Annotated in this window: 12 protein-coding genes and 1 pseudogene; 4 read left to right on the top strand and 9 right to left on the bottom strand. The window is 70.8% G+C overall.

Annotation, left to right across the window (positions count from 1 at the left end; translation table 11 throughout):
• Positions 1 to 5: 5 nt before the first annotated feature.
• The gene (locus AB5J51_RS00855; RefSeq protein ID WP_369776398.1) at positions 6 to 1,469 is read left to right on the top strand and encodes a hypothetical protein; all 1,464 of its coding nucleotides are present in this window, start codon (positions 6 to 8) and stop codon (positions 1,467 to 1,469) included.
• 99 nt (positions 1,470 to 1,568) lie between these two features.
• On the opposite strand, the gene AB5J51_RS00850 is transcribed toward AB5J51_RS00855, so the two are convergent.
• The 3 genes from AB5J51_RS00850 to AB5J51_RS00840 all read right to left on the bottom strand — a co-directional run bounded on the left by AB5J51_RS00850 (position 1,569) and on the right by AB5J51_RS00840 (position 3,300).
• Complete coding sequence (locus AB5J51_RS00850) at positions 1,569 to 1,730, bottom strand: hypothetical protein (protein ID WP_369776397.1); 162 nt, start codon at positions 1,728 to 1,730, stop codon at positions 1,569 to 1,571.
• 229 nt (positions 1,731 to 1,959) lie between these two features.
• On the bottom strand, positions 1,960 to 2,469 hold the full coding sequence (locus AB5J51_RS00845; RefSeq protein WP_369776396.1) for a hypothetical protein: 510 nt from the start codon (positions 2,467 to 2,469) through the stop codon (positions 1,960 to 1,962).
• A gap of 42 nt (positions 2,470 to 2,511) precedes the next feature.
• Positions 2,512 to 3,300, bottom strand: coding sequence for a hypothetical protein (locus AB5J51_RS00840; RefSeq protein WP_369780413.1), 789 nt, complete (start codon positions 3,298 to 3,300; stop codon positions 2,512 to 2,514).
• Here AB5J51_RS00840 and AB5J51_RS00835 point away from each other — a divergent pair.
• Positions 3,236 to 4,156, top strand: coding sequence for an IS3 family transposase (locus AB5J51_RS00835; protein ID WP_369776395.1), 921 nt, complete (start codon positions 3,236 to 3,238; stop codon positions 4,154 to 4,156). The two genes, AB5J51_RS00840 and AB5J51_RS00835, sit on opposite strands and share 65 nt — an antisense overlap.
• Positions 4,157 to 4,567: 411 nt before the next feature.
• Here AB5J51_RS00835 and AB5J51_RS00830 read toward each other — a convergent pair whose 3' ends face one another.
• From AB5J51_RS00830 to AB5J51_RS00815, 4 genes are all read right to left on the bottom strand, one after another.
• Complete coding sequence (locus tag AB5J51_RS00830; protein ID WP_369776394.1) at positions 4,568 to 5,137, bottom strand: GNAT family N-acetyltransferase; 570 nt, start codon at positions 5,135 to 5,137, stop codon at positions 4,568 to 4,570.
• 473 nt (positions 5,138 to 5,610) lie between these two features.
• Positions 5,611 to 5,748, bottom strand: coding sequence for a hypothetical protein (locus AB5J51_RS00825; protein ID WP_369776393.1), 138 nt, complete (start codon positions 5,746 to 5,748; stop codon positions 5,611 to 5,613).
• Between the two features lie 289 nt (positions 5,749 to 6,037).
• A complete protein-coding gene (locus AB5J51_RS00820; protein WP_369776392.1) occupies positions 6,038 to 6,922 on the bottom strand; it encodes a sterol desaturase family protein in 885 nt (294 codons plus the stop codon).
• A gap of 47 nt (positions 6,923 to 6,969) precedes the next feature.
• Positions 6,970 to 7,794 carry a helix-turn-helix domain-containing protein gene (locus tag AB5J51_RS00815; protein ID WP_369776391.1) on the bottom strand — a complete coding sequence of 275 codons (825 nt, stop codon included), beginning with the start codon at positions 7,792 to 7,794 and terminating at the stop codon, positions 6,970 to 6,972.
• Between the two features lie 438 nt (positions 7,795 to 8,232).
• Here AB5J51_RS00815 and AB5J51_RS00810 point away from each other — a divergent pair.
• Together AB5J51_RS00810 and AB5J51_RS00805 are read left to right on the top strand one after the other, a co-directional pair.
• Positions 8,233 to 8,422, top strand: a pseudogene (locus tag AB5J51_RS00810) (IS5/IS1182 family transposase); the annotation flags it as partial.
• Positions 8,423 to 8,603: 181 nt separating this feature from the next.
• Positions 8,604 to 9,479: an alpha/beta fold hydrolase gene (locus AB5J51_RS00805; RefSeq protein ID WP_369776390.1), complete on the top strand. Its 876-nt coding sequence runs from the start codon at positions 8,604 to 8,606 to the stop codon at positions 9,477 to 9,479.
• A gap of 211 nt (positions 9,480 to 9,690) precedes the next feature.
• Here the strand turns inward: AB5J51_RS00805 and AB5J51_RS00800 are convergent, their stop codons facing one another.
• Positions 9,691 to 10,611 (bottom strand): virginiamycin B lyase, encoded by a 921-nt coding sequence (locus tag AB5J51_RS00800; protein ID WP_369776389.1) that lies wholly within the window; start codon positions 10,609 to 10,611, stop codon positions 9,691 to 9,693.
• Positions 10,612 to 10,665: 54 nt separating this feature from the next.
• Positions 10,666 to 12,351 carry an ABC-F family ATP-binding cassette domain-containing protein gene (locus AB5J51_RS00795; protein ID WP_369776388.1) on the bottom strand — a complete coding sequence of 562 codons (1,686 nt, stop codon included), beginning with the start codon at positions 12,349 to 12,351 and terminating at the stop codon, positions 10,666 to 10,668.
• Between the last annotated feature and the right edge of the window lie 59 nt (positions 12,352 to 12,410).

Raw genomic sequence — 12,410 nt, 5'->3', positions numbered from 1 at the left:
CCGACGTGACGCCCGAACAGTACGAACGCTGGCACCTGCGCGACTGCGCCCGCTGCGGTCGGCGGGCAGCGAAGTCCGCCAACTGGTCGGACGGACCGATCTGCCGCACCTGCCTGGAGCGGGCCATGCACGTCCGGGGCCGTTGCCCCGGATGCTCCACCGACCGGCTCCTGCCTGGCCGCAACGATCAGGGCCAGCCGCTCTGCCGGGACTGCGCAGGCATCACCCGCGACTTCTTCTGCAGCCGCTGCGGCTTCGAGGGTCTCCTCCTCGGCGGCCGGCTCTGCGAACGCTGCACCCTCTCCAACAGGCTCACCGACATCCTGGAGGACGGCACAGGCCACCCCAACCCGCGCCTGCTCCCACTGCACGACCTGCTGGTCGGAATGGACCGGCCCAAGGGCCGCCTCATCTGGCTGAACAACCCGCAGGTCCCCGCGCTGCTGAGGGACCTCGCCACCGGCAACATCGCCCTCACCCACGAGGCGATCCAGCAGGTGCCGAACTGGCGGACCGCCGCCTACCTGCGCGACCTGCTCATGGAATGCGGCGTCCTGCCCCGGCAGGACCGCCGGCTCCTGCTCTTCCAACGCTGGTTGGCCGAACGTCTCGCGGCGACCACGGACCCCGAACACGAGCAGCTCCTGCGGCACTTCGCCCACTGGCACCAGCTCCGCAAGCTGCGGGCCAAGGCAGATGTCGGCCCGCTGAGCGTCAGCACCGTCAGCGAACACCGCCAGCAGACCACCCAGGCCGCGGCCTTCCTCACCTGGCTCACCCAACGAGGCAGCACCCTGGCGGCGACAACCCAAGCTGATCTCGACGCCTGGCACACCGAGAACTACGCCACCCGCCGCGCGGCACAGCCATTCCTGCGCTGGTGCATGGACACACGCCGCATGCCCCGGCTGGCCATCCCCTACCGCACGACGACCAACCCACAACCCATGGGCCAGCACCAGCGATTGGCAGCCCTGCGCCACGTCCTCGGCAGCGATGCCATCCCGCTGCAAATCCGCGTCGCTGCCAGTCTCGTCCTGCTGTTCGCCCAGCCCCTCACCCGCATCGTCCGCCTGACGACCGACGATGTCCTGGACGACGGCCAACAGGTCCACCTCCGGCTCGGAGACCCGCCCTCGCCCCTGCCCGAGCCCGTCGCCGATCTCGTTCGGGACTACCTCCGCTCACTCCCGGCCCACACGCCCACGGTGAACCTCTCCGCCCACTGGCTCTTCCCTGGCCGCCGCCCGGGCCAGCCGATGAACCCGACCAGCTTGCTTGGCCTCCTCCGTGACATCGGTGTCCCGGCCCAACGAGCCCGCACCTCCGCCATCCGGCACCTCGTTCTCCAGGCCCCGGCGCCGGTCATCGCCAAGGCCCTCGGCTACCACGACAAGACCGCCACCCGGCTCGTCACCGAGGCTGGCGGCACCTGGAGCCGATACGCCCCCGGCGACCACACGCGGTGAGCCGGCACGTTGTATCCCGGTTGGCCACTCTCGTCACTCGGGCAGCGAAAAGCCCAATTCGCGCAGGCGAGGCAGGCAGGCTTCGAGGCACTGCTCCACCTAGGCGGCATCGGTTCGCACGAGGATGTCGTCGCGCAAAGGGGCGCCACTGGCCACGAATGTCCAGGGCTTGCGCCGCTCTGCCATCCGATCGGCGTCGGCCTTGAAGAGCACCGTGATGCCCTGTTCAGCCAGTGCTTCCATGATCGCCACAACGTCCACCGGTGATCTCCCCCTCAGAAGTGCTTCGAACACACCACCGTGAACCTACCTGTCCAGGGCCAGGCCACGAGCACCGACCTCGCTACTCAGAGCGACCAGTCACAGCCCTGGCAGGTGGAATACGTGACACCTCAACATGCGCGCCTACCAGTCTCAGACCCCACGAGTCCCGTGGGTTCAGGGAAACCGAAGTCTGTTCAGCGGGAACTCGCGGGTCGGTCCGTACGGATCAGCTGCGCGAATCCGTGGGTTCGGCGGGAATCGCGGGGTGGGCTGCGAGGCGGCGGGCTTCGGCCGTGACCTCGGTATCGACCTGGTCCACGGTCCTGTCGCCGTATTCGAGGATGTCGTACTCGTCGTCGAGTTCAGCGAGGCGCTCGGTCAGGGGCAGCTCATGTCCGTGGCGCTGGTGGATCCGGAAGGTGAACTCTCGAGGCGTGAGTTCTCCGGCGAGCATGCGGCGGGCGAGGGCGCGGGCGGCGGCTTCCTGACCGGCCTCGCTGCCGACCGAATAGAAGGTGAGGCCGAGTTCGTCGAGTGCTGCGGGAAGCAGGTCGTGGACGTCGTAGTCAGCCTCGGCGCGCGTGCAGGCGGCGAGGATCCGAAGGCAGGGGGTGTCGAGTCCGGCGACGAGCGCATCACAGGCGGCATTCACGACATCGCTTGCGCGGATTTCCCCCATGCTCCAGAGGGCGGCATGGTCTTGTAGAGCGATTGCTGCTGCTTCAGTCGACGTCACTCGTCCATGATCCCTTCACGGTTCGTCCAGGTCGACCAGATTTCATCCAAGGTGCTGTTCAGCGGCCTGTTCCAGCAGAGCTCGTGCGGAGTCCGCGTAGCGCATCGCGGTCTTCTCGTCGAGCCCGAAGACTTCGGCGAGATGCAGTGGGTCAGGCCCGTGGGTCAGGGCCTCTTCGAGCTGCCGGTCAACACGGAGCCGTTCCAGGGTGGCGTCCTGTCCCCGCACCGGAGTACTGATCCAGTGGTTGCTGGCCCGGCTGGTCGTATTGGCGGTCTGGTTGTTGATCAGCAGGTGGAGGTTCGCGGTGCTGGGCCACCGACGGCGCCGGTGGTCCAGCCACTCCGCCATGAGCTTGGGAGTGAGGTCGTCGAGAGGCCGGGCACGTCCGGCGATGGTCAGCCTGCGGTTGCCGAGGTCAAGGTCGTCGAGCATGAGGGCGGCGATCTGGGCGACCCGGGCAGCGTGGACCGCCGCGAGGGCGAGAACGAACCGCGCCGCCGGGGTCGTCGCAGCTCCGACGGAGCGTTCGACATGCTCAGGGAGGAGCGGTTGCAACATGGCGTACTCGTTCTGACCGACCTTGATCCGGCTGGTGGGGTTGCGGAAGATCAGCCCCTGCCTCTTGGCCCAGGTGAACAGGGACCGCAGAGCGACAAGCTGATCACGTCGATGGCGGCCGTCCACGGCCTCGGTGTGCCGGATCACGTCGCCTGCGACGTGGCCGGTGAGGACGACGGCCAGGCCCCGGTTGACGGCGAAGCGGATGTTGCGTCCCCGGCCGCGGGTGGTGAGGAGCCGCTTCCAGTTCGTTGACGACCACCGGAACACCTACGAGGTGAAGCGGCTCTGCGAGGTCCTGGGTCTCAACCGGTCCAGCTACTACAAGTGGGTCGCCGGCCGACAGGCGAGGGCGGCCCGGCAGCACGAAGACCGGCTCCTGGCTGAGCGGATCCGTGAGGTCCACGGTGAGTCCCACAGCGCCTACGGCTCCCCACGGGTGACCGCCGAGCTCCGGGAGAAGGGCTTGCGGGTCAACGGGAAGCGCGTCGCCCGCGTGATGCGGATGTTCTCCATCACCGGTATCCGCCTGCGCAGACGCGTCCGCACCACGATCGCGGACCCGGCAGCCGCACAGGTCCCGGACCTGTTCCAGCGGGACTTCAACGCCAACGAACCCGGCCTGAATTACCTGGGCGACATCACCTACCTCCCCCTGAAAGACGGGGAGTTCCTCTATCTCGCGACTGTGCTGGACTGTTTCAGTCGCAAGGTCGTCGGCTGGTCCATCGCCGACCACATGCGCACCGACCTGGTCGCCGACGCATTGCGGATGTCCGCCCACACCCGTGGCAGCCTCGACGGGGCGGTGTTCCACTCCGACCACGGAGCGCAATACGGTTCCCGGGCCTTCGCCGACCTCTGCACCGAACTCGGAGTCACCCGGTCGATGGGCGCGGTCGGCACCAGCGCTGACAACGCGGCCTGCGAAAGCTTCCACGCATCTCTGAAACGCGAGACTCTCCAGGGCGCCCACGACTACGGCGACGCCACCACCTGCCGCCAGACCGTCTTCGCCTGGCTGACCCGCTACAACATCCGCCGCCGACACTCCGCCAACGGCCACCTCAGCCCCAACGCATACGAACGCCGACACCACACCACCAAACTCACGCTCGCCGCGTGATCAATAACCGCGTGCCCACCTTCAAGGGGGAAGGCCCCCGTCCCGGCGGGGACTGGCACCCCGCCGGGCCCGAAGACACAACCCACAGGAGGTACCCCATGGCCTGGATGCTCGACTTCTCCAGCCCGCATTGCCGGCCCTCGGCTGGCAGGGACTGCACCCCGGCCCGCGACAGCTGGCGCGCTTCCGTCGATGCAGTCCGCCGTACGGACCGACCAGGCCTCGGGCGCGCGGGGCCGACCCGGCACGTGTCGCACCGAGCCATCGTTCACCGGCCTGCCCGACCGGCTCCGGTTCACCCGCAGGAGTGAATTTCCCCCTCGCGTACGCCGGCGGGGACCTGGTGGTGCGCCCCCCAACTGAGGCGCGGGCCGACGTATCGGCTCCTGCTGTCAGCCGACTGCTGGCGGCTCAGGGACAAGTCATGCTCATGTAGAGGGCTTGTTCGCCCGATGAGGGTGTGCCGTCGTAGAGCGCGGTGTCCAGTCCACAGAAGGTGAATCCCATCCGCCGGTAGGCGTGGATCGCCGGGGCGTTGATGTTGGTGACTTCCAGCCAGATGTGCTCGGCACCGCGCTCACGGGCGAACTCGACGACGTGGCCCACCAGGGCACGGCCGACGCCCTGGCCTCGATGGGGCGGAGCGACCTCGAGGTCCTCGATGGCCAGCCGCCGGTTCCATGGAGCGTAGGAGACAGCGACGAAGCCCGCCAGACAACCACCAGTGCCGACGGCGAGGAAGGTACGGCTGTTCGGATCCTCCTCGGTCGCGGGACCGTCGCCGTCGTCGGTGTACTCCGCTGGGAAGACCTTGTGGATAGGCGGGTCCACCGGGATTTCCTGGAGGGCGAACCCGTCCTCGGTGACGGCCACGTGGAAGATGGTCCGGGTGGTGAAGGATCCGTCGAGTGCCTCGATGGCCTCGGTGTCCTCAGGCCGGGCAGTACGGAACTCGTAGTCCATGTCGTCAACGATCGTCATGGCATGAACCTACGACCGGTCCGACCGGCATGGATCAAATTTCGGAACGGCTTGGAACCGGGGCCGCCGGGGCAGGCCGCGATGACTACCGCGCCCGGGAACAAAGCAATGCGTCACGTCCCTGTCAGCGGTCAAGTACTCCGGTTTGAGCGACGACCAGGTCCCTCGATCCCGGACTCCGCGCCACCCATGGCCAATCAGGAGGATTCAGGATAGAGATTCACATGATGCCTGGCTGGGCCACTGGTCGAGGACGGACAGCTCAGTCCCGTAGGGCTGCCTCATCTGCAGATGATCGACGAGGTCTTCAGCGAGATGAGCCAGGCCGCAAGGGGCGGATCTGTGGACAAGGGAGGCATTGTCCACCGCCGCCGGGTGGGAGCGTGCCCGGTAGCTGGCGCGAGAAGTCCTCACCGCGGAAGGCGAAGGGGACGCACCGCTGCCCGGCATCTGCATCATCCGATGAGGGCTGATCAACTGACGAGGATGCCCTGCGCGCGTCCGGTGATCTCCAGGAGGAGCAGCGCGGGCACGAGCCAGTTGGTGACCGTCTGGCTGGCCGAGCTCGGGGGAACTTCGGGGGGCGGCTTGTTCGTAGGGGCGTTGAGCACGTCGGTTCCTGTTTTGTGCTGTACCTGGCAGCAGGGCGTTGGGTCCGGGCCCCGGCGCGGCTGGGCGCCGCGGTGGTCGGCGAGGCTTCAGTGGATGGTGGTGATCAGGGTCGGGGCGTGGTGACTGACGAGGTGAGGGGTGAGGGAGGGGGGGGCCGGGCCAAGGCCCGGCTGCGGGGTCCACAGGCGGCGGGCCGGGCGACGCAGGCCCGGCCCCCGAGCTCGGTCGACGGTGAACAGGTAGACCAGCGACGTCAGAGGAACCACGAGCGGTGGCCACATGCCGTGATCAAGGACCGGGCCGGAACGGTTCGGCCAGCTGGGCGAGGTAGGAGGCCGGGTAGTCGGGTTTGGCGGCCATGCCCAGGTCTTCGGAGGTGAACCGCCGGTCCGGGTCGTAGATGTAGGTGCGCATGGCGTGGTCCCAGACGAGGGTGAACAGGCCGAAGTTGACGTCTCCGATGCCGGCCCATTTCAGGTGGTGGAACCGGTGGCCCTGGTTGAGGGCGAGGACCTTGGTGAGCGGGCCGGTGCGGTAATCGGCGTTGGAGTGCTGGAGCAGTAGCTGGACGGCGACGGCGAAGGCCAGGACGGAGGCGACGTCAAGGGGCATGCCGAGCAGCAGCAGCGGGGTGACGCCCCCGAGGGTTTCGAGGCTCTGGTGGAGGGGGTGCTTCATCAGACCGTTGAAGCCGTAGAAGCGCGTGACGCTGTGGTGGACGGCGTGCAGCCGCCATAGCCAGCCGACGTGGTGGCTGGCGCGGTGTACGAGGGTGATCCCGAGGTCGGCGACGGCGACGGCGAGCAGCACTTGGCACCACAGCGGCCAGCTGTCCGGCCACGCCCCCGGTGCTGGCGCGAGCGCGGCGACCGCGGGCACGACGGCGAGCCCGGCAAGGGTGAACACCTCGTTGACGAACGCGTGGACGGTGTCGCGGCGGCCGTCCCCGCGCGGGGTGTTCCACGCGGGCAGGTACGGCAGCACGCGTTCGGCGGCGAACGAGCAGCCCACCGCGAACGCCAGCACCAACAGCAGCCACAGTTTCGGGGCACCCGCCCCGACCAGCCAGATGGCGGCACCGTTGACGCCGAGCAGCATGAAGGGCACGTACGCGTACCGGACCAGGAATCGAACGAGGGCGACAGCGGGCGCCGCGGCGGTCGTTGTAGGCATACCGGCAGCCTCGCGGCCGCGGTGCCCGGCGAGCTTGAACGGATCCGCTACCGGCCCCGCCGCGTACCCGGGCCGGCCGCCGGCGTCCAGTGGGCGGCGGCCAGGGCCTGGGAGGGGGTGATGCCGAACATGGCCTTGCACACGCGAGTCAGGTGGGCGCTGTCCGAGAACCCGGCGGCGTGCGCGGCCTCGGTGGCGTTCGCCCCACCACGCACCGAGACGATCGCGGCGTGCAGCCGCGCCCACCGCACCGCCGCCGGGAACGACCAGCCCAACTGCTCGGCGAACAGGTGTCCCAGCCGGCTCGCGGACACCCCGGCCCGGGCGGCGACCTCGCCCACCCGCACCGGTCCGTCCGCCACCGCGCCCGGCAGCGCCGCCAGCGCCGCCGCGAGGGCCGGATGCCGGGGCTGCCCGGGAGCGGCGGCGCCGAGCCGGTCCAGGGCCCGCAGCACGCCCGCCGCGGACACGGCGACGGGCGGCGGGTCGGCCTCGGCGAACACGGACGCCGCGGCGGCCCAGCAGGCCACCCCACCACGGGCCGCTGCGTCGTGCAGCGCGCGTCCGGCGGTGGTGTCCGCGTCGAGGTAGACCATCACCCCAATCGGCGCCGGCCCCGGGCCCGGACGCACGCGATGCCTGTGCCCGGCGGGGATGACGGCGGCTCGTACGGGCAGTTCGTCCCGCCCGTCGCTCAGCAGCACTCTGCCGGACCCGCACGCCAGTACTTGTACGGCGGCGTGCACGTGCTCCCGGGCCTTGCCGACCACCCCGGCCACGACCAGGCGGCTCGGCGCCGCATCGACCTCGACCCGCCACGCGTCGGTACCACCCCCGGACGACGACGCGGACCCCACGGTGCCCGTGCTCAAGGCTGCCGCGCCGGCGTGGACACCGGCGGTACCACCCGGCCGGCCGTGACGGGCTTCGGCGCGGTCGCCGGAACCCCGACCGACCGCAGGACCCCGGCCGGTACCCGTCCGCCACCGCCTGCGGCGGCGCGCGTACGGCGGGCCACGGGCGGACGGAGCGACCGCGGGACGCCGTCGCTCCCGCCGATCCGCGGGCGCCGAACGGGGCCCGACGCGTCGGGCCGATGCGGACGGCTGAGGTCCTTTGCCAAGCCCACGTGCGTGATCCTCTCCACCTGTCCTCGTCCGCCCGTAACTGGCCCACCTGCCGAGCCTTGCCAGACAGCGGGGGCCGGCTCGCGAGAGCTGGCGACGGTCACGCACGGACCGGCCCCCCCCGGAACACCGGGAGTATACGGAGGGAGAGAACGGCTGGCGGCGGGGGTGCTGCCTCCCCAGACCAGCAAGATTCACCTGCTGCCGACCGCCGCTGTCGGCCCCTGGCCCTGATCCTGACCGCAGGGCAGGCCGCGGACAGCCCGCAGTTCAGTCTCAAGAAGGTACGGTCCGCGGGCCCGTCGGTCGTCCCCGCACCCGGCCCGGCGCGGTCGCCGGGGACAAGGCCTACTCGTCCCGCGGCAACCGTGCCTGTGCCGCTGACTGACGCTCAGTGGACGAGGATCGGCCCGTTACTCCCAGGTCGGATACCGAAAGGGTGGCCGGTGGCGGCACCTGGGACAGGGTGTGCACTGCGCCGGTCGCCCAGGCCGACGCTGATGTCCGTGCACCGGATCCTGCCGAATCCAGCGGCAGACCCGTATGATTTACTCATGAGTAACTTAACTGGTTCGGGTGAAACCCCGGTGACTTTCGTCCTGGTCCACGGCTCGGGCAGCAACGCGTACGGATGGTCCCCCGTGGTGGCCGAACTCGGTCTGCGCGGGCAGCGGTCGGTCGCGGTCGACCTGCCCGGCCATGGCCCCGGCGCATACTTCCCGCTCTCGTACCAGGCGCCGCAGGACCTGGAGCGGCTGCGTACGGAGCCTTCCCCCATCGCCAAGACGACCCTGGCTGACTGCGCCGCACACGTGGCCTCGGTGGTGCGGCGGGCGCACCGCAACGGCCCGGTGGTCCTGGCCGGCCAGAGCTTGGGCGGCGTCACTCTGAACGCGGTGGCCGACCTGGTACCCGACCTGATCTCACACCTGGTGTACGTCTCGGCCCTGTGCCCGGCGAAACGGGCCTCGGTGAGCGAGTTGATGGCAACCCCAGAGGCAGCCACGAGTTACATATTCAAGATGACTCCCGTCCCGACCCCGCCGGAGCTGGGGGTCACCCGGGTCAACTGGCGGAGCAACGACCCGGAGTTCTTCCAGCTCGCCAAGGAGGCAATGGCCGCCGACTCCTCCGACACCGAAGTCCGGGCGATGCTCAACATCCTCGAACCGGACGAGTCGGCCGCGATCGGGGCCTGCGACGGCCGCGGGCTGCCACACAAGTGGGGCCGCATCCCGCGCACGTTCGTGCGGTTCTCCGAGGACCGTACGCTCCCACCAGCGCTCCAGGACCTGATGATCCGGGAGGCCGACGAGATCACCCCGGGCAACCCCTTCCGCGTACGGTCGCTGGCGGCTCCGCACATCGGCCCCCGCGACCCGGCACTGCTCGCGGACGAACTGGAGCAGGTGGCTCGACTCAGCCCCTGAGCCCGGACAGCAAGGGCCGGCCTCGGGCAGAGGTGTCCGGCCGTGAGGGGCGCCGTTTGGCGGGCTGCTTGGGTCCGCCGGCGCCTCGGCGGCCCGGCTCCGGGGGGACCCCGGTTCCTCGGCTGCGCGGGCTGGTGCAGCGGTTGTGCGGCCTGCCGCCACGCCTGCCGAGGCATGGGTGGTGGAGGGCCGTGGACAGAGGGCTGCCGGGTCACCGCCCGGTGCGGCGCACCTCCCACCGTGAGACGCCGCCGCGTTCCTCGGCAACGTACAGCGTGCCGTCCGGGCCGAAGACCAGGCCGTGGGGCTCACGCTCGGGGGCTGCGAGCGGGTGCTCGGTGATCTTGCCGTCCGGAGTGACGGAGCCGATCCGGCCGGTGCCCCACTCGGTGAACCAGCAGGTCCCGTCTGGGGCGACCGCGACGGCGTGGGGGCGGCAGTCGGACTCGGGCAGCGGGAACTCCGTGATCTCCACGCCTGCCTCGCCCGTCGTGAGCCGCCCGATCCGGCCGACGCCGATCTCGGCGAACCACAGGCTCCCGTCCGGGCCTGCCGCGAGCCCGACCGGGGCGACGCCGGGGGTGGGCAAAGGGTGGAGCCGGACCTCGCCGGAGACGGTGATCCGGCCGATCGCGTTCGCCTGGTTGAGGGTGAACCACAGGGCTCCGTCGTGTCCCGCCGTGAGGAACGACGGGAATCCCCCCTCGCACGGCAGCGGGAACTCGCGGACCTCGCCGTCCGTGCCGATGCGGCCGACGCGGCCGGTGTTCGTCAGGGTGAACCACAGGGCCCCGTCGGGCCCGGCCGCGATCCCGTACGGTCCGCCCGCGCCGCCGGGAAGCGCGTACGAGCGGGCTTCGCCGGCCACCGTGATCCGGCCGATCCGGTGGTCGCGGTACCGGGTGAACCACAGCGCGCCGTCCGGTCCGGCGGTGATCAGAGTGGGGCCGCAGTCGGAGGAGTCTAGAGCGAACTCCTCGACGCGGCCCGTCGACGGGGTGAGGCGGGCGATGCGGCCGCAGTGGACGAGAGTGCACCACAGGTGGCCGTCCGGCCCGACGGCCAGCGCGTACGGGCCGGAGCCGGCGGTGGGGAGGGCGAGGGTGCCGAGCGGGCTTACGGAGGTGGTCAAGCGAGGCGTCCTTTCGACGGCAGGGGAGAGGAGGGGCGGAGCGGCTGTCGGTCGTCACGGACAGATGCCGGTCGCGGCGGCCACCGGGGCGCGCAGCGCGAGTCGGTCACCCGACCAGCGGGCGCACAGCCGCCGGTCGTGGCTGACCACGACCACCGCGCCCGCGAATTGGGCCAGCGCCTCCTCCAGCTCCTCCGCCAGCGCGGGGGAGAGGTGATTCGTGGGCTCGTCCAGCAGCAGGACGTCGGCCGGTTCGGTGACCAGGCGGGCCAAGGCCAGCCTCTGCCGCTGTCCGACGGAAAGGGAGCCGACCGGAGCGGACAGCCGGTCGCGGGCGAACAGGCCCAGCGACAGAAGCCGTTCGGCGTGCTCCTCGGGAGTTCCAGGGCGGCCCTCGGCGTAGGCCGCGAGCAGTGTCCCGCGGCCTGCTCTCACGTCGGCCTGCTGGGCCAGCAGGCCGACCCGGCCGTGCCGTCGAAGGACCTGCCCGAGGTCGGGGGCCAGGACGCCGGCCAGAACCTGCAACAGGGTGCTTTTGCCCGCCCCGTTCGGGCCCGTGACCAGCAGTCGGCCGCCCGCTGGCACGGTCAAGTCCACCGGCGCGAGCCTCCCCTCGACCGCGACGCCCGCTGCGGCCAGCAGCATCCGTCGCGCGTCGCCGGACCGTGCCGGCCCGGCGGGCGTCTCGGGTTCGGCGGCGCCGGCGGTGGCGGTGCGCGGTACTGCGGTGAACCGCAGGGGGTCCGCGGGCGCGGGCACTGGCCGGGCCAGCAGCCGGGCGAGCCGCTCTTCGGCGTTGCGGACCCGGCTTGCGAGGGACTGCTGGACCCGGCCGGCGGCGCGGTCGTACGCCATCTTGTTGCCGTCTCTCATGGCCCGGCCGGGTGCCACCCGTCGGGCGGTGACGGCGGCGGCCTCGCGCAGTCGGGCCGCCTCGGCCCGCCAGGCTGCGTGGGCCTCGGCGCGGCGCCGCTGCTCGGCGGCGCGCTCCGCGAGGTAACCGGCGTAGCCGTTGCCGTACCGCACGGTCCGGTGCATGTCGCCGTCGACCTCCAGGAGGGAGGTGGCGACGCGTTCCAGGAAGACCCGGTCGTGGGAGACGACGACCGTGATGCCGCGTCGGGCGCGCAGGTGGTCCTCCAGCCAGGTCAGGGCGGAGCCGTCGAGGTGGTTGGTGGGCTCGTCGAGGAGCAGTACTTCCGGGGTGGCGGCGAGCAGTACGGCAAGGCGTAGGCGTACGACCTCGCCGCCGGACAAGTCGCCGACGGCGGACTCGCGGGGCAGGCTCAGCAGACCGAGGCCGTGCAGGGACCGCTCCACCCGGGCGTCCGCGTCGTACCCGCCGCGCAGTTCGAAGGCGGTGAGGGTGTCGGCGTACGCGGTGAGGGTCTCGGCAGTGGCGTCGCCGCAGGCCATGCGGGCCTCCAGCCGGCGCAGGAGCCGTTCCGATGCACGCAGCTCGGCGAGGGCGCGGTCGACCACCTGCTGGACGGTCATGTGCGGGGCGAGGTCTTCCTGTTGCGTGAGGTAGCCGACGCCGCCTTCGGCGCGCAGGACGACCTCGCCGCGGTCAGGGCGCTCGGCCCCCGCCAGCAGGCGGAGCAGGGTGGACTTGCCGGAGCCGTTCTCGCCGACGATGCCGAGGCGTTCGCCGACGAGGACGGAGCAGTCGACGGAGTCGAGGATCAGGCGGCCTTCATAGGACTTGGTGAGATCAGACGCGGTGAGCTGTGCGGTCACAGGGCGGCTCCAGGAGTTCGGGGGCGGGGATCGTCGTCGCGACGGTGGAGGGGTGAGTG

This window comes from Streptomyces sp. R33 (assembly GCF_041200175.1).
Classification (GTDB): domain Bacteria; phylum Actinomycetota; class Actinomycetes; order Streptomycetales; family Streptomycetaceae; genus Streptomyces; species Streptomyces katrae_B.
The sequence above is the reverse complement of the archived record's forward strand: the minus strand, read 5'-3'. Positions and strand labels throughout refer to the sequence as shown.

Bases quoted from the DNA above. Each gene is read 5' to 3' on its own strand.
- AB5J51_RS00830 (WP_369776394.1), bottom strand. From the start codon at position 5,137: ATGACGATCGTTGACGACATGGACTACGAGTTCCGTACTGCCCGGCCT.
- AB5J51_RS00820 (WP_369776392.1), bottom strand. From the start codon at position 6,922: ATGCCTACAACGACCGCCGCGGCGCCCGCTGTCGCCCTCGTTCGATTC.
- AB5J51_RS00835 (WP_369776395.1), top strand. From the start codon at position 3,236: ATGTTGCGTCCCCGGCCGCGGGTGGTGAGGAGCCGCTTCCAGTTCGTT.
- AB5J51_RS00805 (WP_369776390.1), top strand. From the start codon at position 8,604: ATGAGTAACTTAACTGGTTCGGGTGAAACCCCGGTGACTTTCGTCCTG.